Below are 24,119 nucleotides of genomic sequence, written 5' to 3' on the forward strand. Positions count from 1 at the left end.
GATGCCGAGCGACCACCGCGTTCACCGCATCGCGCAGCCGGTGCTGATCGAGCGCGCCGGTAACCGTGATATCCAGCTGCACCACGTACAGATCGTCGTCGGTGTCATGCGCGGTACTGCTGTGGAAGAACAGCCCCTGTTGCAGAGCGGTAAGCGGCAGAACGTCAGCGATCTGGTACTGCCGCTGCAGCTCATCGATCTGCGGCTGGCCCAGCCGGGCGGGGACGATATCCGACGGCGTCAATCCGCCGCCGCCATTTCGCACGTGCGCGCAGATGCCTGCCAGGGCCTCGAACCACAATTGGCCAAGGCGGGTGATCTGTTCGTGATCGACCGCCGAGCGCGCGAATGTCCAGTCTGCGTGCAGATGTGGTCCGGTGCCGGTGTCGATGGTGCCGGCATTGAGGGCCACAGTGTGGGTCAGCGGCATGGGTATCGCCGCGGCCGCGGCGGTGGACGACAAGCCGTCTTGGCCCATGCGCCACTGATCGTCGGATGCCTCGGCGGCCGCGCCGCCCAGCCGTCCCAGGTAGTTGAACCCGATCGTCGGGTCGGATCCGGCGAGGTCGACATCGGGGTTCAGGTACCGCAGCAGACCGTAGGTCAGGCCGTCGGGCAGTGCCCGAAGCTGCTCCTTGGCTCCCTTGATCACCGCACCCAGCGCCGCGTCGCCGGCCACCACCTGCGCCCAGGACAGCCCACTTCCGTTGAGCAACACCGGGTACTTGGTGGTGAACCACCCGACGGTGCCGGAGAGGTCAACGTCACCGACGAGTTCTTCGTGCCGGCCATGGCCCTCGACATCGATCCCGATCTGCGCGCCGCCACTGGGCAGGAACTCCGCGAGCGCCAAACCGAACGCGATCAGCAAGATGTCCTGCGCCCCAGCGTGAAACGCCGCCGGCACCGCATCGAGCAGCATGCGGGTGGTCTCGGCATCCAAGTCGGCCGAGAAACGTCCGGCACTCACCTGGGTGTCGACGTCGTGCTGCACCGCTGGCAGCGCAGCTGGCGTCGCCGCCACCCGTCGCCATGCATCGGCCTGGCCCACGACTTCCGGACGGCACGCATGCTCTGCCAGCAGCGACGCCCACCGCTGGAACGACGTTCCCGGCACTGGTAGCGCCACCTGCCGCCCACCACGATGTTGAGCCCAGGCGATATTGAGGTCATCCAGCAGAATCCGCCACGACACTCCGTCGACGGCGAGGTGGTGAATGCTCACCACCAACTGACCCGCCGACGCCACCCACAGCGCGCGCAGCATCACCCCGGCGGCCGGGTCCAACCGCGACCTCGCGGCCACCAACGCCTCATCGGTCAGTGTCTGAATCGACTCCAGGACACTGCGCGCGTCGACCGAACCCGCCTCGGGCACAGTCAATGACCACCCACCGGCGTCGTCGCGCACAGCGCGCAGCCGCAGCATGGCATGCCGATCCAGCAGGGCCTGCAGCATCACCACCACGTCGGCCTCGGTCGCCCCAGCCGGCGCCTGGACCAGCACCGTCTGGTTGAACTCATCCACCGGGCCATCTGTGTCCTGCAGCCAATGCATGATCGGCGTGGCCAGCACCGGCCCGATGCCCTCATCGCCTCCGCCAACCGCACCGCCGCTCACTGCCGCTACCCGTGCCAGTCGGGCCACGGTCTGCTCGACGAAGATGTCGCGCGGGCGACACACCAGGCCAGCCGCTCGAGCCCGGGCCACCACCTGCATCGACATAATGCTGTCGCCGCCCAGGTCGAAGAATGAGTCATCGACCCCGACCCGCTCCAGCCCCAGTACCTCGGCGTAGATGTCGGCCAGGACCTCCTCCACGGCATCGACCGGGGCGCGGTAGGAATCGCCATCCCCAGAGCCATGGTGATAGTCGGGAGCAGGCAGGGCGCGGGTGTCGAGTTTGCCGTTGACCGTCATCGGCAACGCGTCCAGCACCACCACCGCAACGGGCACCATGTAGGCCGGCAGCCGCTCGGAAAGATCGGCACGCACTTCTGCCGGATCGGCTGACCCGGTGATGTAGCCGACCAGACGCTTATCGCCGGGGCGGTCCTCGCGTGCGATCACCACCGCCTGATCGACACCGTCCAGCCTGGCCAAAGCGGCCTGGACCTCACCGAGTTCGATGCGATAGCCGCGGATCTTGACCTGTTCGTCGGCGCGACCCAGGTACTGCAGCTGCCCGTCGGGGCGCCAGCACACCAGATCCCCGGTGCGGTACATACGCTTTCCGGACACCTCTGGCCCACCGAACGGGCACGCCACAAACCGCGTCGCGCTCAGCGGGGCCCGTCCCACATAGCCATAACCCAAACCCGCACCGGCGACGTACAGTTCACCGATCACACCGGCCGGCACCGGGCGCAGACACTCGTCGAGCACGAACAGCGCGGCTGCAGGCACTGGGGCCCCGATCGGCACCCCGAGCCCAGGCGTGAGGGGCGCGCTGATCGCCACACACATCGTCGTCTCGGTGGGACCGTAGGCGTTGATCATCACCCGACCGGGCGCCCACTGGTCAACCACCTCAGGAGGGCAGGCCTCACCGACGACAACCAGCGTCGCGGACTCCAAGCCATCGGACGGCAACATCCTTACCGCAGAGGGCGTTTGGGTGAGCACGTTGACCTGTTCGCGAACCAGCAGAGTGTGGAAGTCCACCGGTGAACCCACCACGTCCTCGGGTACCACCACCACTCGCCCGCCACGAAGCAGGGCACCGAAGATCTCCCACACCGAGACGTCGAACGCCAACGAATGGCACTGGGGCCACACGCCCGAGCTGGGCAACCCGGCATCGAGAGACTCCAGCAGCTGCGTCACGTTGTGGTGGGTGATGGCCACGCCCTTGGGCACGCCTGTGGTACCTGACGTGTAGATGAGGTAGGCGACGTCATCGGGGCTCGCCACCGCGACGGGCGTACCGGGTTGAGCGTCGACAGCGGGGCTCTCGATAGCACCGACGTCGATGACGACCGGGCCACGCCCGCTCAGCCTATCGGTCAGATCAGCGGTTGTGAGCGCAGCTACCGGCGCTGCGTCGGTGAGCACGAACTCCAACCGCGCATCGGGTACCACCGGATCGATCGGAAGGTACGCCGCCCCAGTCTTGAGCACCGCAAGTATCGCCACGATCGCCTCGGCGGACCGGTTGGACAGCAGCGCCACACATTGCCCTGGCCCCGCACCCTGCCCGATCAGCGTGTGCGCCAGCAGGTTTGCGGACTCATCGAGTTCGCGGTAGGTCCATGATCGCTCGCCACACGTGATCGCCACAGCATCGGGCGCGCGTGCCACATGCTCGGCGAACAATGCCGGAATCGACACCTGCCTGGGTGCGGGCCGCGTCAGCGCTGCGAGGTTGCCGATCTCAGCAAGGCGGACGTGCTCATCGTCATCGAGCACATCCACCGACGAGAGGTGTGCCGTTGGATCGGAGGTCATCGCCGTCAGCACCCGCTGCAGCCGCACGATCAACGTCTCGACGGTGTCGGCGTCGAACACGTCGGTGCGGAACTCCACCGTCCCGCCGATGCCGCCCGGGTCACCGGCATCGGTCCGGCGTTCGGCCAGCGAGAAGCTCAAATCCATGCGGGCGGTGTGGGTGTCAACGGGCACCGGATCGACCGCCAGGTCACCCAACGTCATCCCGGCAGCAGGATTGTTGAGGTCGTGACCGGCGACGTTCTGCCACGCCAACCCCACCTGGACCAGGGGGTGATGGGACAGGGATCGGGTGGGATTGAGCCGCTCGACAAGAAGTTCGAACGGCACGTCTTGGTGCTCGTAGGCGGCCAGGCTGCGGGCCCGAACCTGAGCCAGCACGTCGGAGACGGTGGGATCGCCGGCCAGATCGATCCGCAGGATCAGGGTGTTGACGAAGAACCCGACCAGCTCATCGAGCGCCGAGTCACGACGCCCTGCGATCGGGAACCCCACCGCCACATCCGAACTCGCGCTGAGTTTGGAGAGCAGAACCCCCAGGGCTGCCTGCAGCACCATGAAGCTGGTCGCATTGTGCTCGTGAGCCATCCGGGCGATCTGCTGCCCCAACTCGGCGGGCCAGTTCACCTCCACCGTGTCACCGCGCTGATCGGCCACCAGCGGATAGGGCCGATCGGTCGGCAGCGCCACCCGTTCGGGCATGCCTGCGAGTTCGCCCTCCCAGTACGCGAGCTGGGTGGCGATACGGCTGTGGCTGTCCTCGAGATCGCCGAACTGGGCGCGCTGCCACAGCGTGTAGTCGGCGTACTGGACTGCCAACGGTGCCCACTCGGGAGCGCGCCCCGCGCACCGGCTGGCGTACGCCACGCCCAGATCTGCGACCAACGGGGTGATCGACCAGCCGTCGGCGGCGATGTGGTGCAGTACGGCCACCAAGACATGGTCGTTGTCGGCAAGGCGGAAAAGCGTTGTTCGCAACGGGATTTCAGCGGCCAGTTCAAATGCGTACCGCGCCGCGGTGTCAATCGCCTCCTGCAGCCGACTTGCCGGCCAGCCGGTGGCATCGACGACATCCCAGCCGAGATCGACGCGCCCAGGGGCAAGGATGACCTGACTGGGAACGCCGTCGGGTGCGGCGAACACGGTACGCAGGCTTTCATGGCGACCCACCACGTCGACCAGCGCCGCGCCCAGCGCCTCGTCATCAAGTGCACCGCTGATCCGGAACGCGGCCGTCATGTTGTAGACCGGCGAGGGACCCTGGAGTTGGTCCAGGAACCACAGCCGGGATTGGGCGAATGACAGCGGAATCACCGCGGGCCGCGGGCCGGCCACCAACGGCTCCAGTCGCCCACCACCCTCACCGATGCGGGGCGCCAACTGAGCCACCGTGGGTGCGTCGAACAGGGCGCGCACCGCAATGCCGGCATCCAGTGCCTTGTTGATCGCGGCGACCAGCCGCATTGCCGACAGTGAATCACCGCCCAGGTCGAAGAATGAGTCGTCGACGCCGACGCGGTGGAGTCCGAGAACGTGGGCGAAGATGTCGGCCAGGATCTCCTCGACCGGGTTGGTCGGCGCGCGATAGTGATCGGTGTCGGAGAAGTCCGGTGCAGGCAGTGCCCGTCTGTCGAGTTTTCCGTTAACCGTCAGCGGCACTGTGTCAATCGCCAGCACTGCGGCCGGCACCATGTAGCTGGGGAGTCGCTGCGCCAGCTGGGCGCGGATCTCGCCCGAGTCCGCGGTGCCGGTGATGTAGCCGACCAGGCGCTTGTCGCCCGGCTGGTCCTCGCGGACGATCACCACTGCCTGCGTGACCCCGTCGAGATCGGCCAACGCCGCCTGAATCTCACCGAGTTCGATGCGGTACCCGCGGATCTTGACCTGCTCGTCGGCTCGTCCGAGGTACTCCACTTGCCCGTCGGCGCCCCAGCGCACCAGATCACCGGTGCGATACATGCGGGCGCCGGGCTCTCCGAACGGGCACGGCACAAACCGAGATGACGTCAAACCCGCACGGCGCCAATAGCCGTACCCCACGCCGCGGCCGGCCACATACAGCTCACCCACCACCCCGGGCGGCACTGGGCGCAGCCAGGCGTCCAACACGAACAACGCCCCACCGGCCACCGGAACACCGATAGGCACGACCGCGCCGCTTGTGAGCGGTGCGCTGATCGACGCGTACACCGTGGCCTCGGTGGGGCCGTAGGCGTTGATCATCACCCGTCCGGGCGCCCACCGGTCGACCAACTCAGACGGGCAGGCCTCCCCCGCCACCACGAGCGCCGCAGACTCCAAACCCTGCGGTGAGAGCATTCCTGCCGCGGAGGGGGTCTGGCTCAACACGCTGACCTGTTCAGCGATCAGCAACGCATGGAAGTCCTCCGGCGACGCAGCCATGGATTCGGACACCACGAGCAGCCGGGCACCGTGTAGGAGCGCACCGAAGATCTCCCAAACCGAGACGTCGAAGCTATAGGAGTGCCACTGGGTCCAGACCCGTCCTGGTCCGGACGACACCTCGGCACCCAGGACACCAAACAGCCCGGGTACGTTGCGATGAGGTATGGCAACGCCTTTCGGAACACCGGTGGTGCCCGAGGTGTAGATGATGTAGGCGATGTCATCGGGCGCCGGGCCTGGTAGCGCGGTGTTGGGCTGGGCGTCGACAGCGAGGTCATCAACATCGACGACGGTCACGTCAAATCCGTCGAACCGCCCGGCCAGCCCGGTTTTGGTGACCGCGACGATGGGCGCCGCATCGGTCAGCATGAATCCAATACGCGCCACCGGTAGCGCCGGGTCGATCGGCAGGTAGGCCGCCCCGGTCTTCAGCACGGCCAGTATCGCCACGATCGCATCAGACGACCGGGGAAAGTGAAGGGCCACTACCTCGCCGGGGCCCGCACCCTGGCCGACCAGCACATGCGCTAACCGGTTGGAGGTCTCATCGAGTTGTTGGTACGTCATCGACTGGCCGTCGAAGGTCAGTGCCAATGCGTTTGGTGTGCGCGCCACCTGGGCGGCGAACAACACCGGAATCGGCACCGCCTCGGCCGCCGGCTCGGTCAGCTCGGCCCTGCGACTCCACGCGTCGAGGCGTGCGCGCACGGCCGCATCGAGCAGCTCCACTGACGAGAGTCGCTGCCCCGGGTCGGCGGCCATGGCCCTCAACACCTGCTGGAACCGCTCGATCAGCATCTCGATAGCGGCGGGGTCGAACACGTCGGAGTCGTACTCGACGCGCAAGCTCATCTCGCGCTCGACGCGGGTGCCCACTTCGCGGCCGGGCAGGGCCTGCACCGCAAGCGGGTAGTGATTGGATTCGCGGAAATTGAACTCGGTGATGCCCAACCCGTCGACGCCCAACGCTCCGGTGGCGTCGATCGGGTAGTTCTCGAACACGAAAAGGGTGTCGAACAGGCGTTCCTGGCCGGCGATGTGGTGAATGTCGTTGAGCGCCAAGTGCTGGTGCTCGAGCGTGTCGTTGTGGGCGCTTTGAAGTTGCCCGAGTAGGTCGGCAGTGGTGGTGGACGGCGTGATGCTCGCCCGCACCGGCACCGTGTTGATCAGCAGGCCCACCATCGATTCCGCGCCGACCACGTCGGCCGGGCGCCCCGATACCGTCGTGCCGAACGCGATATCGTGCTGTCCGGTCAGCGAGCTGAGCAGCAGTGCCCAGGCACCCTGCAACACGATGTTGGTGGTGGTCTGGTGCGAGCGTGCCAGCTCGCCGAGTGACCGCGTGATCTCCTCAGGCAGCCGATACGACTCAATGCCACGCGGCCCCAGTCCCGCCCGGCCGGACGGGCCCACGAGAGTGGGGGTGTCGAAACCGGCCAGCACCTGACGCCACGCCGTTTGGGCGGCATCGCGATCCCGTTCGGCCAGCCACGTGACGAACCTGCGATACGACGCCGCCGCGGGCAGCCGTTGCCCGCCGAGGCTGGCGAAGATCTCCTGCAGCAGGATCGGCATCGACCAGCCATCGAGCACGATGTGGTGGGCGGTGAGCAGGAACCGGTGCCGGTCGCCTGCGGTGCGGATGAGAGCGGCTCGGAAGGCGGGCTGATCGGCGAGATCGCAGACCGCCGCGCGTTCGGCGACACATATCCGTTCGATCTGCTCATCGGCATCGCCGCTGTCGGTGTCCAATTCGACGTAGCGCCAGGCGGCCACCGGATCAGCCGGGATGATCTGCACCGGCTCGTCGAATTCTTCGCTGAACCGGGCAGCCAGGTGTGGATGCCTGCTGATCACTGTCTGCACGGCGTCGCGCAGCCGGTGTGCGTCGAGCTCGCCGCTCAACGCGATATCCAGCTGCATTGCATAGACATCGTCGCCGGATCCCTGCGCGGCGCTGGCGTGGTAGAGCAATCCCTGCTGCAAGGGGGTCAGTGGCAGCGCGTCCGCGATCACGAAATGGCGTGCCAGTTGGTCGATCTGCTGTTGGCTCAGTCGGGCCGGGGCGATGTCCGACGGTGTCAAACCGCCCCCGCCGTTTCGCACATGCGCGCAGACGCCGGTCAAGGCCTCGAACCAGAGGTGGGACAGCCGGGTGATCTGCGCGTCGTCGAGCGCCGATGACGCCCACGTCCAGTCGGCCCGCAATTGCGGGCCGGTATCGGTGTCGATGGTGGCCGCGTTGAGTTCCACGGTGTGCGGCAGGGCAATGGGTATCGCCCCGGCCACGCCGGTCATTGACAGACCGTCCGGGGACATCCGCCACACATCTTCGGAGAGATCGGCGGCCGCGGCTCCCAGGCGACCCAGGTAGTTGAACCCGATCTGCGGGTCAGCCGCCGCCAGATCAGCCGTGGGGTTCAGGTAGCGCAGCAGACCGTAGGTCAGGCCGTCGGGCAGCGCCCGAAGCTGCTCCTTGGCGCCCTTGATCACCCCACCCAGCGCGGCATCACCGGCCACGACCTGCGCCCAGCGCAAGCCCCCGGCGCGATCCCGAAAGTCCAGTGACACCGGGTACTTGGCGGTGAACCACCCCACCGTGCGCGAGAGGTCGATATCGGCCGCGAGTTCCTCGTCGCGCCCATGGCCCTCAACATCGATGCTGATGGGCGCGGCGGGGTTGTCCAGGAACTCGGCCACCGCCAACCCGAACGCGATCAACAAGATGTCGTGGACCCCAACGTGAAACGCCGCGGGTACCTCACCGAGCAGCATGCGAGTCGTCTCGGCATCCAACTCCGCCGAGAGCCGCCCTGCGCTGGCATGAGTGTCGACCGTCGGCTCCGCCGCAGGCAGCACGGGAGCGACCGAAGCTATCTGCTTCCACGAGTCTGCGAGGCTCAGAACCTCGCGACGGGATGCGTGCTCGGCCAGTAGCTCGCCCCATCGGGCAAACGACGTCCCGCCCACCGGCAGCGCTACGGGTTGTCCGTCGCGATGCTGGGCCCAGGCGATGCTGAGGTCCTCCAACACAATCCGCCACGACACACCGTCGACGGCCAGATGGTGAACGATCACCGCCAGCTCACCCGTGGCGGCTGCCCACAAGGCGCTGACCATCACGCCCGCGGCGGGATCCAACCGCGACCTCGCCGCGACCAGAGCCTCATCGGTCAGCATGTGCACCGACATCAGTGCGCTGCGCGCGTCGACCGAACCCGCCTCGGGCACAGTCAATGACCATCCATCGGCGCCGTCGCGCACGGCCCGAACCCGCAGCATGGCATGCCGATCCAGCAGGGCCTGAAGCATCACCACCACGTCGGCCTCGGTCGCCCCAGCCGGTGCCTGCAGCAGCACCGTCTGGTTGAACTCATTCAGCGAGCCAGCCCCGTTCTCGAGGCCGCTCAGCCACCGCATGATCGGAGTCGCGACCACCGGCCCGGTGCCCTCGTCAAGCACGCCACCGGCGCTGCCGGCCTCACCAACCACCTCGGCCAGCCGGGCGACGGTCTGCTCGACGAAGATGTCGCGCGGGCGACACACCAAGCCTGCGATACGGGCGCGCGACGCGACCTGCATCGACAGGATGCTGTCGCCACCCAGCTCGAAGAATGAGTCGTCGACGCCGACTCGGTCGATCCCGAGGATCTGGGCGTAGATGCCGGCCAGGATCTCCTCGGTGGGTGTGCTCGGGGCGCGGTAGTGATCGACATCGGTGTACTCCGGTGCCGGCAGCGCCTTCTTGTCGAGCTTGCCGTTGACCGTCAGCGGCAACGCATCCAAGACCACCACCGCAGTCGGCACCATGTAGCCCGGCAAGCGCTGTGTCAGCGTGGCGCGCGCCTGGGCGGCGTCGACAGACCCGGTCACATAGCCCACGAGGCGCTTGTCGCCGGGGCGGTCCTCGCGGGCGATCACCACCGCCTGCTCGACACCGTCCAACCCCGACAAAGCGGCCTGGACCTCACCGAGTTCGATGCGATACCCGCGGATCTTGACCTGTTCGTCGGCACGACCCACGTACTGCAGCTGCCCGTCAGCGCCCCAGCACACCTGATCGCCGGTGCGATACATCCGTGTCCCGGACTCCCCGAACGGACAGGCCACAAACCGTGTCGCGCTCAACGGTGCCCGGCCCACATAGCCATAGCCCAAACCCGCACCGGCCACGTACAACTCGCCGACCACACCCGCTGACACCGGCCGCAACCAGTCATCGAGGACAAAGAACGCCAGATCGGCCAACGGCACCCCGATCGGGCTACCCACGCTGTCGACATCGGCCGGCAGAACCTCGCGGAACGACGCATGCACCGTCGTCTCGGTGATGCCATACATATTGATCAACCGCGGCGAGCCCGGATGATTCTCCAACCACGGCTTCAGCCGCAGCGGTTCGAGCGCCTCACCGCCAAACACCACCACCTCGACACCGAGCTGACCCGCAAGCTCGGGCTGAATGGCGTCGACCGCCTGGAGCGCGTAGAACGCCGATGGCGTCTGGCTCAACACACCGACCCGCTGCTCGACGAGCAAGGCGTGGAACTCCTCAGCCGACCGCGCCACCGACTCGGGCACCACCACCAGCCGCCCACCATGCAGCAGCGCGCCGAAGATCTCCCACACCGAGAAGTCGAAGGCCAGCGAGTGACTCTGCGCCCACGCCTGGCCTGCTGAGAGCTCCAGTTCAGCGTCGATCGCGTCCAACAGTCGCGCCACATTGCGATGCGGAATCGCCACACCCTTGGGCACACCCGTGGTACCCGAGGTGTAAATCAGATACGCAACATCGTCCCCGCCCGGCACAGGCAATGAACCGCTCGGCGCGCTCACCAACGCGGCGTCGGCGACATCGACGACCGGCAACTCATGCCCGTCCAACCGATACACCAGATCAGCAGTGGTCACCACAACCAGCGGCGCGGAATCGGCGAGCACGAACTGCATCCGCGCATCAGGCACCGCCGGATCGATCGGCACATACGCCGCCCCGGTCTTCAGGACCCCCAAGATCGCCGCAACCGCTTCACCCGACCGCGAGAACAACAACGCCACCCGCTGCCCCGGACCCACACCGCGACCAACCAACAAGTGCGCCAACCGATTCGCAGCCTCATCCAACTCGCGATACGACATGTCACGACCGTCGAAACTGACCGCCACCGCCTCCGGAGTGCGAGCCACCTGGGCCTCAAACAGCTCCGGAATCGACGACACATCCGGTGTCGGATCGGCCAACACCGAGCGGTTGCCGATCGCATCCAGGCGGGCGTGCTCGTGCGCGTCGACCACATCGATCGCCGAGAGCAGCTGCCCAGGATCGGCGGTCATCGCCGCCAACACTCGCTCGAACCGGTCCGCTAGATCACGCGCATCGCAGTCGGCAAACATCTGCCCAACACCCGACGTGCCGAGGTAGAGCTCCTCACCGTCCTTGGTGAAGACCAGCCCGAACTGATCCGTGAGGCCGGTGTGGGTCACGGCCCCAGACCCAGCAGCACCGGCAAAATCCGCAAAGGGGATCGCGGGAATGAAATTGATGGTTGCCCGATCGGACGGCTGCCCAGAGCCCTGTGACCGCGCCTGGTTCTCGATAGCGCGCGCCGGGAACCGCTGATGACGCAGCGCCTCTTGCATCTGGGTGTCGACATGTTCGCAAAAGCCCGCCACCGAGGACTCCGGCGACGTCTTCAACACCAGTGGCACAACCCCGGAGATCATCCCGGGCACCATCAGCGCCTCTGGGTGCACACGCCTACTCACCGGAAAATCGAGCACGACCTCAGCGGCCCCAGCACCTTGCCCACGCACGAGCAACGCGCACGCCGCGGTGATCACCGAGGCGCGCCGTACCCCCAACGCGTGTGACAGCTCGCGCGTCTTGGCAACGACGGATGGATCCAGTCGAACCGGCGCGGAAGGCACGTACTCACTGGGCCGGCCCGCGCTGCCTGCAGGCAGCCCATAACCTGGTTCGACGTCGAGCGGAACATTCTTGGCCCAGTAGGCCTCATCATCCGAGTAGTCGGCGGAGGACTCGTATTCCAACTCGCTGTCGATCAGGTTTCTCAGCGAGCCAAAAATTGGAGGAGGAATCGCGGCGTCGGTGGCAATTGCGGAATAGACTTCCGCAATCCGATGAATAATCATGGCCATGCCGATGCCGTCTACAGCTATGTGGTGACAGCACACGAACCAATAGAATTCATCTGCCCGCGTCTGCATTAACGCAAATTTGAACAGCGGCCCGCTAAGCGGCATCGGAGCGTGTTGAATCGACGCCATTAGACGGTTGACTTCCTGCACGGAGTCCTGCGCATCTAAGAGGTCGTAATACGCAAGCTCAACGTCCGGATAATCAATCAGCCTTTGGAAGACTTTTCCATCAGCCTCGAAAAAGGTGGCTCTCAGCGGTTCGGCCTCGCCCACCACGTGACGGATCGCCAATTCAAGCAAAGCAGGCTGGAGCGGGCCTTCGATTCGGCCAAGCATGCCGTTGTGCCACTTGGCGCCGACCCGACCGGTTTCCTCGGAAAGCCATATGTCCAGCTGACCTCGCGTGAGCGGAAAGGTCCCGCTGTCACATTCCATAGGTCTATGCCTGCCGTTTACTTGTTCCGGCCCTGTGCCAACCTCTCGCGCAGGCTCTTCGGCCGTATGTCAGCCCAGTTCTGTTCGATGTAGTCGAGGCACGCCACGCGGTCTGCTTCGCCGAAGACCACTTGCCAGCCGGCTGGGACATCGGCGAACGCGGGCCACAAGCTGTGCTGCTCTTCGTCGTTGACCAAGACGAAAAAACTGCCTTTGTCGTCGTCGAAGGGATTGACGCTCAACATTTCTCCTGATCATCTAGCCGACACAAGTGGAACACGTTCTAACCTAACCGAGGCCAGCTGCCCCGTACGGAGTTTTAGGAAAATCGTCAATATTTGCTGTAACACGCGTGAACGTCAGTTCAACGGTGCGACAGACCCGATACCGGAGAATTCAAACTTTGCTGTGGAGTCGACCGCACCGTTGCCGCAGGTGCCGCGGGGACGCCCAGCGCGCGATGCTCCGCAGGGGGTCCGGGTCGAGCGCCAGATGACCGTACGTGGTGAGGCTCATCACACCTGCACCGGGGCGGTCGACACGCGCGCGGCACCGGTGAATCTCGCGATGAATGCGATGCAACCGCCCCAAAGTGCTCGCACACCCAACCCGACACTCGTACGGTTGGAACTCGCCGTAGCGCCCTGGTCTGCGATTGTGGATCTACCCGAACCGAGTGTTCACACGCGACCGGCAAACCCGTGTCAGGTGCAGCCCGTGGTCGTCGGCGTGACCGCGTCATACCCATCTAGTAGCAAGGATCCCGCACTGTGAGCGACACCGCGCAACCCGGACTGCCTCCCGGACCTCCACTTCCCATGGTGGCGCAGTCCGCGTTGATGCTGCGCTACGGCTTGCGCTTCCTGACCGAATGCCAGCGCCGCTACGGCGACGTGTTCAAGCTGCGTGAACCGCTGGCGGGCACGACGATCTATCTCGCGAATCCGGACGACATCAAAAAGGTTTTCGCCGGCGACCCGCGGATCTTTCACGCCGGCGAAGCGCGCTGGTATTTGAGCGGCGTCCTCGGCGAGAACTCGGTGTTCGTGATCGATGAGGATGAGCATCGCGACCAACGTCGTCTGATGATGCCTGCGTTCCATCGCGACGCCGTTGCGCAGCAGGCTGCTCAGATGGCCGAGATCGCTGCAGCCAGCATCGCCGAATGGCCGGTGCACAAGGACTTCCCGGTGGAGTCCAAGACGACCCAGATCACGCTCGAGGTGATCCTGCGGACCGTCATCGGCGCCACCGACCTGGACCGGCTCGCCGCGCTGCGCAAAGTCATACCCGAGCTGCTGTACCTGAAGCCGTGGGAGACGCCGGCGATCGCCAAGCCGAACTTGCAGCACTATGGCCCGTGGCGAGCGCTGGGCCGACGATTCGCAGAAGCCGACGCCCTGCTCTACGCCGAGATCGCGGACCGCCGCGCCGACCCCGATCTGGCCGACCGAACCGATGCCCTGGCCATGATGGTCCGTGCCTCCGACGAAGACGGACGCACGATGACCGACCACGAACTGCGCGATCAGCTCCTGACGCTGATCGCCGCAGGCCATGAGACGACCTCCGCGTCACTGTCCTGGGCGCTCGAGCGGCTGACCCGCCATCCTGAGGCATTGGCCAAGGCAGTGTGGGCCGCCGATGCCAGCGCGGAGGGCGATCCTGCCGGCGATGAGTACCTCGATGCGGTGGCAAAGGAGACGCTGCGGATCCGTCCGGTGATCTTCAGCTCGGGCCGGCTACTGAAGGAGCCGATCGAGTTGGGTGGCTACCTGCTGCCTGCCGGCGCCATAGTCAACCCCGGCATCGGGCTGGTGCATCAGAATGCCGATCTGTATCCGGATCCGGAGAGGTTCGACCCGGACCGAATGATCGGCGCCACCCTGACGCCGACCACCTATTTGCCGTTCGGCGGTGGCAATCGCCGCTGCATAGGTGCCACGTTCTCCACGGTCGAGATGCGAGTCGTGCTGCGTGAGATCCTCCGCAGGGTCGAGTTGTGCACCACGACAGAACCCGATGAGAAGCAGAAGTCGAAGCACGTCACCTTCGTGCCGCATCGCGGTGGGCTCATCCGAATCCGCGCCCTGAGGGACGTCGCGTCAGCGTCGGCAACAAACCCTCCGGTGTGTCCTGCCAGCCACGGCTCAAATCCGTCGAGCGATTCGCCGATGGAGTAGCGGGTGTATTGACCAAACTTCCTGAACGACCCGATCAGACGCTAAGAGAGAAAACGTGGAACAGACGAAGATCAACCAATACCACCGTGAACTCGGCCCTCTCCAGCGCAAGCTGAAGGTTCACCGCCTCATGGTCGGCGGCCGTTGGGAGGAGATCGGTCGTCTTCAGTTCGACTTCATGGTCGCCAACGGGCTGGCCCCCACGTCAACACTTTTGGACGTGGGCTGTGGCGCTCTGCGGGGAGGTTTGCATTTCGTCGATTACCTCGACGACGGCAATTACTACGGCATCGACATCAACAAGAGCCTTTTGAAGGCTGGCGAGCAGGAGTTGCGGTCAGCGGGGTTTAACAAGCAGGTTCACCTGCACCGCACCGATCAATTCGATGCCTCCGGGTTCAACACCCAGTTTGATTTCGGGATCTCGGTGTCGTTGCTGACGCATTTGCCCGCGAACCACATCATCTACTGTTTCATGCAGATGCGGCGAGTGATGCACGAGGCGAGCCGCTTCTACTTCACGTTCTACGAGGTACCCGAGCTACCGATCCCAGATACGTTCTCGCGCGGCTCCTTTGCCACGCATTTTCTGTCGGACCCCTATCACTACACCCGCGATCACATCGAGAACTGCGCGCGCACTGCCGGACTGGCACCCCACTACATCGGAGATTGGGATCATCCGTTGGGCCAACAGATGCTGGAACTGCGGCTCCCCTGATGTCGCCAACGTGAATCACTGCTAGACAGAGTATTTGCGTGTGACGCAATGACGCTTTCCTGCGGATCCGCGCACGCTGGACCTCTATTGACGTGATTCCGCGAAGGCCTCCAGGCGATCGGCGGCGGCCGCAACGCTTTCGGTGGCCTTGGTCATCTGGGTGGCGACCTCGCGGGCGCGGACGCCATATTGTGGTTCCAGGATCGTGCGCAGATCTGCCACCAACGATTTCTCGGTGGTGGCCGAAAGACGCCTGGCGGTACCGACTTTCAGTTTCTTGACCCGCCTCCCCCACATCGTCTGATCGAAGTCGGTCGAGAGGATCAACGTGGGAACCCCCGCGCGCAGGCCCGCCGCAGTGGTGCCCAGGCCGCCGTGGTGCACAACTGCGCGGCAGGCGGGAAAGGCGGCCGCGTAACTCATCGCACCCACCACCTTGACGTGCTCGGAGTGCGGGAGGTGGAAGTCAGTTCCCGCCGAGCAAATCAACGCCCGCTCACCCAACTGGGCACACGCCGCGGTGATCATGGCGAGTGTCTCGCCGGCAGATCCGACCGGCAAGCTGCCAAAGCCGAAGAAGATCGGCGGTGTCCCGGCCGCAATCCACGACGCGACCTCGTCGTCGGCGTCGGTCGGCAACTCCATCGTCAGTGCGCCGACAAAGGGCCGTTGTCCAGCCCAATTCGCCCACTCATGTGTGAGACCGGGAAAGCAGACCTCATCGTAGCCTTGGATTTCCAGCCAGCCGCGGTCAGTGATCCGCCACGGCGAGGGTCGTGTCGCCTTCGGCAAGCCCAGCTCACCGCGCTGGACACCCTCGACCTTCCTGGCCGCGCGCCATGCCACCCACTCGCCCATCTTCATTGCGCGACGACCCAATGGTGCGGGGAGGACTGGCAAGAGATGACCGTTGGCGCGCAGGGGGAACAAGTGCAGCGTGGCCAGCGGAATGTCGTAGTACTCGGCGACGTTGCCTGCGGCGTCCTCGAAGTTGACGCCTGTGAACAGCAAGTCGGCTCCCTCGGTGAGCGAGGTGAGCGTCGCGATGATCTCCTTCCAGCACTCGAGAAATGGCTCGACGACTTCGCGCCGCAGTCTGATCAATTCTCGGATCTTCCAGAAGTTGCGGAAGAAATGCGTCCAGAAGTTGCGGTGCGCGTCCAGCACGTCCTGCAGGTCCGGTCCGTAGGCAACCGCTGAAAGTCCTGCCGCCGCAGCGAAGTCGATCAGGTCGGGCGGGATGGCCATGTGCACTTCGTGCCCGCGGCTCTGCAGCTCACGGCCGACAGCGACACACGGCTCGATGTCGCCGCGTGTTCCATAGCTTGCCAGCACAAACTTCATCGCGGAATCTGGCCTCTCACTTGCCCTGCGCGCTTTGTGCTGGCGCGCCGTCGCCGGTCAGCCAGCACGCCTGAGGCGGACGAAGGCTTCCAACCGATCGGCGGCGATCACAACACTCTCGGCGGGTTGGGTCATCTGGGTCGCGACCTCGCGGGCGCGGGCGACACATGCCGGATCAAGGATGGTGCGCAGGTCTGCGACCAGTGTCTTCTCGGTGGTGGCCGAGAAACGCCTGGCGGTGCCAACTTTCAGTCGTTTAACGCGAGCACCCCACAGCGTCTGGTCGAGGTCAGTCGAGAGAACCAGCGTGGGGACACCGGCCCGCAGGCTCGCGGCCGTGGTGCCCGCGCCACCGTGATGCACGACCGCACGGCAGGCCGGGAAGGCGGCGGTGTAGTTCATCACGTCTACCACCTTGACCTGCTCACAGTGGGAGACGCCGCTGAAGTCACTCGAACCTGCGCAAACCAAAGCGCGCACGCCCAATTGGTCACAGGCCGCGCTGATCATGGCCAGGGTGTCGGCGGCAGATTCGACCGGCATACTGCCGAAGCCGAAACAAATCGGCGGTGTTCCCGCAGCAATCCACGAGGCGACATCGGCATCGGAATCCGTCGGCAGGTCCAACGTCAGCGCGCCGACGAAGGGCCTGCGACCGTCCCATTTCGCCCATTCCTCGGCCAGTCCGGGGAAGGAAACCTCATCGTAGGCTTGGATTTCCAGCGATCCGCGGTCCGCGATCCGCCACGGCGAGGGGCCGGTGGCCTTGGGAAGGCCCAGTTCTCGACGCTGACGGTCCTCGATCCTCTTCATCATCGGCCAACCCAACCACTCCGACATCCTCATGACAGACCGGCCTAGCCGAGTCGGCATTCCCGGAAAGAGCTGGCCATTGGCCCGAATCGGGAACACATGCAATGTGGCCAAAGGAAGGCCGTAGTACTCCGCGACGTTGCCGGCTGACTCCTCACCCAGTACGCCGGTGAACAGCAGGTCAGCTTCCTCCGACATCGACTTCAGGGTCGAGCTGACGTCCTGCCAGCACTGGGTGAACAACTCCCAGTCCTCGCGCAGCAACGCCTTCAGATCTCCGATCCTCCAGAAGTTCTTCCAGAAGTTGCGCAGGAACCGCGCCCAGAAGTCACGATTCACGTCCTGCCACACGCGCACGTCCGGCCCGCAGGCTACCGCCGCAAGTCCGGTCGCCTCGGCGAAGCCAACCAGATCGGGCGGGACTGCCATGCGCACGTCATGCCCGCGGCGCAGCAACTCACGACCGACGGCGATACCAGGCTCGACATCGCCACGGGTTCCATAGAATGACAGCACGAACTTCATCGCGGATCTCAGTCCTTCACGTCCCGTATTTCTGCGGAATCAAAGTGGGGGCCTCGCCACGGCTCGACCGCCCGGCAGCATAACCCGATACCCGCGCTAACGACCTGAAATCCAGAAGTCTCGGCCTCCACCATCGGGCCTAGGCCCAAGTCCCGCTGCGGCGGTTGGCCAGCGCGACGATCTCGTTGCGTAGCTTCAGGAAACGCGGCGGCATGAACCGGTGGATCTTGTGTAGGCGGTGGCTGTTCTCGAGCGCCGTGCGGAAACCGCGTTCGCTCGCCCGGTACGACTCGAAAACGTGATCCAGAGCGGCCTGATCCAAGGGCTCGTCACTCGCGGCCGCACACAGCGCATCGTTGACCACAGTTATCCAGTCTGTGCCGAAGGGCTCTGTCACCGGGCCGCTGTGTCGCTGGCGGTGAAGATCCGAGGTGAGAAAATCCTTGATCGCCCCCTCGTCCCGGGCGTCGAGATCGATGTCGAGCGCCACCGATATCCGCTTCACCTCCCGGCGCCAGTCGTCGAGGAAGTTGGCGTAGTCGACGAACACGCGCGGCAGGCCGCGTGAATCTCTTTCGGCCAGCAGATTGAACTTCAGCCACAAAGCACTCGCGAGTTCCGGCTGAGCCAGCAGGGCCGCCTCACCGGACGCGATGACCTCACGCGGGTGGCGTACCGCAATCACGACTGCGACGTCGAATCCGGCCTGACGCGCCGCCTCGAACCACAAGCCGGACAGCAGCGTTATCCTCGGGTCCTTGATGACCACGAGCGGTGCGGACGGCAGCGTGCTGAGATACGCCTGAATCTCGCCGACGCAGGCGGCCTTCTGCTCGGCGTCCAGCCCACCGTCGTCCTGCAGGCGCAATGACGTGTCGAACACGGTGCTGCCGTGGCGATGCAGGATTGTGTTGTTGATATGCAGAGCCGCGCGCGGCTCCCAATAGCCACGCAGATTGTTCCGGTCAGCGCCCGCCATCCCGACCGGGAGCGTCGCACCGCATAGCGATAGCACCCGCGTGAGCGCCGATGTACCAGACCTGGGCGCTCCCAACACGAACAGTGCAACGGGGCGAGCCGCAGCACCGGGCTGTGCTGCCGGGGTCACGAGCACACTCCGAAGTCGCGTGTGACCGCGGTCTGCGTCGTCGGCTGACGCAACGAAGGGGATCCTGCGGCGCGATTCGCGATAGCGGTTCGGCTCTGACTCATAGCGGCAGGATAGACAGTGACACGACACTATTGCCGTGAATCGCTATATGTCGCATGGTCTCCGGGGCCGACCTGATCACAGCAAGAATGAGATCTTAGCTACGAGCTAAGCACTCTCGTCGACGTCCGCATTGTCGTCCTCGACGGCGTCGGCGGCCTTGTTGGCTTCCGACACCCGCGCCACCTCCTGCGCGCTGTAGCCGATGAACAGCGCTACCACGCCGAGTAGGACGACCACGCCGGCCAGCCACAGTAGGCCGTAGGTTATGCCCTGGTCCAGCGCATTCATCTGGGCGGCGTTCATGGCGTCCACCGGCCCGCTGGTGCCGCCCAGTTGCAGCGTGCGCAGCGTGATGACGGCTTGGACAACGACCAGGACAATCGGCCCGCCGATGGTCTGCAGCATTAGTGCAATTGCGGATGCGGGCCCAATCCGGTCGAACCCAACGCTGGCGACCAGCGACAGCGTGAGCGGCACGTTGATCATCCCGAGACCGATACCGCCGAGGACGATAGGCAGAAGCAGGTTCGGGAAGTACGGCACCCCGCCGTTGAGCGTCGAGCCGTACACCAGCGCCGCCACCACCAAGGCGCCGCCTGCGATCACCACTGCCCGCGGCGGCAACCACGTCACCACTCGCGATGCCACCACCACCCCGACAGTCGTCGCGGCGGCGAACGGGATGAAGCTGATGCCTGCCTGAAGTGGGCCGTAGCCAATGACGCTCTGCACATACAGGCCGACCAGCACGGCCAGGGTGAAACTCACTCCACCGGCCAGGAACATCGCACCGAACGTGGCCAGCCGGTTGCGCTGCGCGAACAGGCTGAACGGCACGATGGGGTTCTCGGCCGTGCGCTCCACCACGACGAACGCCACGAAGGCGCACAGAGCCACCAGACACGAGACGATCGTGATGGGCGACTGCCAGCCCTTCTCCGGCCCTATCGACAAGCCGAAAACCGCAGCGGTGCAAGCCAACGTGACCAGCACAGCGCCGCTGGCGTCGAGCTTCATCCGCTCCTTTTGGGTCTCCCGCAGCGTCGTGTAGGCCAGATAGATCACCACCAGCCCGATCGGCACGTTCACCAAGAACGCCAGCCGCCATGAGACCTCGGTGAGCGCTGGGCCCACCACCAATCCCAGCACCGCGCCGACACCGCTCATCGCCCCGAACACCGCCGAGGCGGCATTGCGGGTCGGACCCTTCGGGAACGTGGTCGCGACCAGCGACATAGCCGTCGGTGCCACGATCGCGGCGGCCGCGCCATGCAACAACCGGGCAATAACCAGGATGGTGCCGTCCCAGGCGATACCGCACAGGGCCGAGGCGAGGGTGAACAGCGCGATGCCAACGATGAAGGTGCGCTTGCGGCCGAAGGTGTCACCGAGGCGGCCGCCAAGCAACATCAGGCCAGCAAAGGCGACGACGTATGCGGTGATCACCCAACTGCGCCCGGCATTCGACAGGCCGAGATCGTCCTGGATCTGAGGAAGCGCATAGACCGCGACGGGGCCGTCCATGAACGCCATCAGCAGCACGCCGCCGATCGCGATAACCACACCGATGAATCTGCGCGACAGCAGCGAAGTCGAGGGGTCACTGCTCATGGGCTGCGGCGTGGTCGGCGCGACAGGCACCGAGGTCGTTCGCTCCGCGCGGTCGGTCACCGGCCGACCGTAGCATCCGGGCGTTGCCAAGAAATTGAGGTCGTGCAAATTCGGTTCGTTCAAACTGGCGAGAAATTAGCTCAGCTCAGTTAGAGTCACATCGCGCACCACACCCACACCACAGTGCTGTGGATTGGCTGTTGATTACCCAGTCGCCAAAGACCAGTTGCTACATCGCGGTTCGCCACCGGATCGGGGAAAATTCCATGCCGAAAGACTCGCGATGAAAGTGGTGCTGGCGAGCTACGGAAGTCGTGGCGATATCGAGCCTTGCGTCGCAGTCGGCCTGGAGTTGCTGCGACGTGGGCATGACGTGCGCGTGGCCGTCCCGCCCGACCTCGTCGGCTTCGCCGAGACCGCTGGGCTTGAGGCGGTCCCCTATGGCCCTGACACCCAGGTGTGGTGGGACGCGCACCGGGATTTCTGGACGCGCTTCTTCGGAGAGTTCTCGAAGAACTTCTGGAAGATTCCAGATCTGATCAGGTCGTGGCGCGAAGTCGGAGAGCCCATCATCGGGTACTGGGACGAGATCGCCGCAACGCTGAAGTCATTGTCGGATGGCGCCGACCTATTGGTCACTTTTTTAAATTTCGAACCGCCGGCTGTCAACGTCGCGGAGTATTACGGCATTCCGTTGGCAACGCTGCATGTTGCACCCGTGCGGGCCAACGGCCACTTCCTGCCTTTCCTGCCACCGTCGTTGGGTCGTCACGCCCTGACGCTGTTTCAGTGGACGGCTTGGCGTGGGGTGAAGAGGTTTGAGGACGCGCAGCGCCGTCAACTGGGCTTGCCGAAGGCCAGGGGCTCCGCACCGCGACGGATCACCGAACGCGGATCACTAGAGGTTCAGGCCTACGACGAGACGTGGTTCCCCGGGCTGGCAGCGGAATGGGCGAACTGGAATGGCCAGCGACCCTTTGTCGGCGCGCTGACTATGGAGTTGCCGACCGATTCCGATGACGAGATCGCCTCGTGGATCGCCGCGGGAACACCGCCGATCTTCTTCGGGTTTGGCAGCACGCCGGTTAAGTCTCCCGCCGACACGCTCGCCGCGATCACCGCGGCCTGCGCACAGCTGGGCGAGCGCGCGTTGGTGTGCGCAGGCTGGAGCGACTTCAGCGACATCCCCCCTTCCGAGCACGTCAAGGTGGTCGACTCGATGAACTACGCGGCCGCGTTTCCCTCCTGCCGCGCGCTCGTGCACCACGGCGGAATGGGCACCACATCGGCGGGCCTGCGCGCCGGCGTCCCCATGCTGATTCTCTGGACGGCCCTCGATCAGGCGATCTACGCAGATCGGATCAAACAACTGAAAGTGGGCTTCGGGCGGCGCATTTCGGCCGCTACCGAGAAATCGTTGGTCGCGGACCTACGCCGAATCCTCGAACCGCAGTATGTCGACCGGGCACGCGAGGTCGCCACCCGGATGACCAAACCCGCCGAAAGCGTTGCCAACACCGCCGATCTGCTGGAGAACTTCGCCCGCTCAAGTCGTGTTGGCTGACCTGCAGTCCTGATTTAGCGGGCGCGGCTGGCGACCGCCACCGTCGGGCCCAACCCTCGTCCGGTCCGGAACTCGACGGTAATGGCCGGGTCGGCATGATTGGCGAGCGCGCGCAGTGCCGACGGGCTGTAGGCGCGAAGCGAGCTGATGAAGCCATCGTGTTGCAGTGGCGAGACCTTGGTGAGCGGCAGCACCACCGCCAACAGCATCACGTGCAGCGGTGCCGGCGGCCTGGGGAGATCGACGATCAACAACTTCTTGGCCGCCCTGGTCGCCGCGTCGAACACCTGCGCGGCGAGTACCGGCGGCAGGTGGTGCAATGACAACGCGAACACCGCAAGGTCGTAATACCCGTCCGGGGCATCGATTGCGGTGGCGTCCATTTCGCGCACCGTGACGCGCGGGTGACTGCCGAGGTCACTTGCGGCCATGCCGGCCACAAACGTGGGATCGATATCGGTGACCGTCAGCGCGGCAGTGGGATGTCTCTCCAGTAGCTTGCTCGACAGCCCGCCAAGGCCAGCCCCGAGTTCGAGGATCCTCGGCGAGGGCACGTCGGCGACCTCCCGAAGCACCATCCGGGCGCACTTGTCGTGGATACCAATACGGCGTCGCCGTCCGGCGCGGTCGAGTGAATCCATGACCTTGCGTTTCAGATCGTCGACGTCATCACGGTCCAGGTATTCCAGTCGGTCGGTCTGCAACCGCCGGTCCAACCAGGAAGCGTCCGGCCCGCCCCGGGGCATGCTCGCAATGTCTCGGGTTCTGCTATCCACGTAGACCATCATGGATCATCGGCGCGGTGATCCAATCGAAAGCCCAAAAGTCACCGCGGTTTCGGCCGACTTCGGTTGGGCCAGCACGTAATCGACCCGGGATCCGGACTCCCGGCCAGCCACGCCGGGGCGTGAACACCGCACCGCTACTCAGGACCGGTGGTCGCGTCGCTGCGGTCCAGGGAGGCGCGGCGCACAACAATCAGGTGACCATCTCGGAAGGTAGCGATATTGGTCGCGAACCGATAATGGCCATACACGGCGTCGATCAATGCCGTGGCGAGATCGGTGAACGAAAAATTGTTGGCGAACGTCCAATAGTCGCAATAGACGTCTTCAATCAGGTAAACGCCGCCATCGCTCAGCGCTTTCTCGAACAGGCAGCGAAAGGAATCAGCCATACGGGATGTCGTGATACTTCCGGCGTCGATGATGACGTCGAAAGGGCCGAACTCCGCAGCCACCTCTCGCAGGAAGGAAGCGCCCTGCTCACCACACATGCGGACGTGAATGCCTCCTGAGTCCGCAATTCGCACCAGCTTTGAGTCAATGTCAATACCGACGATGCGCGAGTCAGGGTGAAGGTGCTCCTGCCACATCTGGAGCGAGTCACCATAGAAGCTACCGATCTCCAACATCCGGATCGGCCGAGTTCGGTCGACCACAGACTCATAGGTTGGCAAGTCGTGCGGCAACTCGTGGACCCTCGGAGTGCGGTTGACCACCTCGGCCGCCTCACCGTGAAGCTCGGTGTCCACCGCCGACCAAGTGGTCATTGCGGCAAGCTCCGGCCCCAGCACTCTCAACGTTTTACGTCGACCCCGAAGGCGATGCCGCCGGGCGACGGGGGAAAACTTGAGAACGAGATTCACCGGAAGCACCCTGTCGGCAGATCGATCAACTTCCAAACCGCCCTGTGTG

Annotated in this window: 11 protein-coding genes (1 of these 11 cut by a window edge); 3 read left to right on the forward strand and 8 right to left on the reverse strand. The window is 65.0% G+C overall.

All coding sequences use genetic code 11. From position 1 onward, the window contains the following. Positions 1–12,448: the 5' portion of a non-ribosomal peptide synthase/polyketide synthase gene (locus tag ABIA65_RS09035; protein WP_354523311.1), read on the reverse strand. 11,972 nt of this gene lie to the left of the window's left edge; only the first 12,448 of its 24,420 coding nucleotides appear in the window; it begins with the start codon at positions 12,446–12,448; its stop codon lies off the left edge, out of view. Positions 12,449–12,465: 17 nt separating this feature from the next. After that, positions 12,466–12,690 carry an MbtH family protein gene (locus ABIA65_RS09040; protein WP_241403640.1) on the reverse strand — a complete coding sequence of 75 codons (225 nt, stop codon included), beginning with the start codon at positions 12,688–12,690 and terminating at the stop codon, positions 12,466–12,468. Positions 12,691–13,218: 528 nt separating this feature from the next. On the opposite strand from ABIA65_RS09040, the gene ABIA65_RS09045 reads away from it, so the two are divergent. Together ABIA65_RS09045 and ABIA65_RS09050 are read left to right on the forward strand one after the other, a co-directional pair. Next, positions 13,219–14,631: a cytochrome P450 gene (locus tag ABIA65_RS09045; protein WP_241403639.1), complete on the forward strand. Its 1,413-nt coding sequence runs from the start codon at positions 13,219–13,221 to the stop codon at positions 14,629–14,631. A 55-nt stretch (positions 14,632–14,686) separates the two neighbouring features. After that, entirely contained in the window at positions 14,687–15,352 is a 666-nt protein-coding gene (locus ABIA65_RS09050; protein ID WP_241403638.1) for a class I SAM-dependent methyltransferase, read from the forward strand. A gap of 84 nt (positions 15,353–15,436) precedes the next feature. Here ABIA65_RS09050 and ABIA65_RS09055 read toward each other — a convergent pair whose 3' ends face one another. From ABIA65_RS09055 to ABIA65_RS09070, 4 genes are all read right to left on the reverse strand, one after another. Continuing rightward, a complete protein-coding gene (locus ABIA65_RS09055) occupies positions 15,437–16,696 on the reverse strand; it encodes a glycosyltransferase (protein WP_241403637.1) in 1,260 nt (419 codons plus the stop codon). 57 nt (positions 16,697–16,753) lie between these two features. Further along, a complete protein-coding gene (locus ABIA65_RS09060) occupies positions 16,754–18,034 on the reverse strand; it encodes a glycosyltransferase (RefSeq protein WP_241403636.1) in 1,281 nt (426 codons plus the stop codon). Between the two features lie 139 nt (positions 18,035–18,173). Beyond that, positions 18,174–19,148 carry a sulfotransferase family protein gene (locus tag ABIA65_RS09065; RefSeq protein ID WP_371746979.1) on the reverse strand — a complete coding sequence of 325 codons (975 nt, stop codon included), beginning with the start codon at positions 19,146–19,148 and terminating at the stop codon, positions 18,174–18,176. Between the two features lie 204 nt (positions 19,149–19,352). Further along, complete coding sequence (locus ABIA65_RS09070) at positions 19,353–20,858, reverse strand: MFS transporter (protein ID WP_241405510.1); 1,506 nt, start codon at positions 20,856–20,858, stop codon at positions 19,353–19,355. 283 nt (positions 20,859–21,141) lie between these two features. Here ABIA65_RS09070 and ABIA65_RS09075 point away from each other — a divergent pair, with 283 nt between their 5' ends. Continuing rightward, a complete protein-coding gene (locus ABIA65_RS09075; protein WP_241403634.1) occupies positions 21,142–22,422 on the forward strand; it encodes a glycosyltransferase in 1,281 nt (426 codons plus the stop codon). 14 nt (positions 22,423–22,436) lie between these two features. On the opposite strand, the gene ABIA65_RS09080 is transcribed toward ABIA65_RS09075, so the two are convergent. Beyond that, positions 22,437–23,210 carry a class I SAM-dependent methyltransferase gene (locus tag ABIA65_RS09080; protein WP_371746978.1) on the reverse strand — a complete coding sequence of 258 codons (774 nt, stop codon included), beginning with the start codon at positions 23,208–23,210 and terminating at the stop codon, positions 22,437–22,439. Between the two features lie 134 nt (positions 23,211–23,344). Further along, positions 23,345–24,070: an O-methyltransferase gene (locus tag ABIA65_RS09085; protein WP_241403632.1), complete on the reverse strand. Its 726-nt coding sequence runs from the start codon at positions 24,068–24,070 to the stop codon at positions 23,345–23,347. Positions 24,071–24,119: the final 49 nt, after the last annotated feature.

The organism is Mycolicibacterium sp. 624 (genome assembly GCF_040548615.1).
In the GTDB taxonomy this organism is placed as follows: Bacteria; Actinomycetota; Actinomycetes; order Mycobacteriales; family Mycobacteriaceae; genus Mycobacterium.

What these genes read in the sequence shown, in the direction of transcription:
- ABIA65_RS09055 (WP_241403637.1), bottom strand. Translation starts at nt 16,696, where the DNA reads ATGAAGTTTGTGCTGGCAAGCTATGGAACACGCGGCGACATCGAGCCG.
- ABIA65_RS09060 (WP_241403636.1), bottom strand. Translation starts at nt 18,034, where the DNA reads ATGAAGTTCGTGCTGTCATTCTATGGAACCCGTGGCGATGTCGAGCCT.
- ABIA65_RS09070 (WP_241405510.1), bottom strand. Translation starts at nt 20,858, where the DNA reads ATGAGCAGTGACCCCTCGACTTCGCTGCTGTCGCGCAGATTCATCGGT.
- ABIA65_RS09075 (WP_241403634.1), top strand. Translation starts at nt 21,142, where the DNA reads ATGAAAGTGGTGCTGGCGAGCTACGGAAGTCGTGGCGATATCGAGCCT.
- ABIA65_RS09080 (WP_371746978.1), bottom strand. Translation starts at nt 23,210, where the DNA reads ATGATGGTCTACGTGGATAGCAGAACCCGAGACATTGCGAGCATGCCC.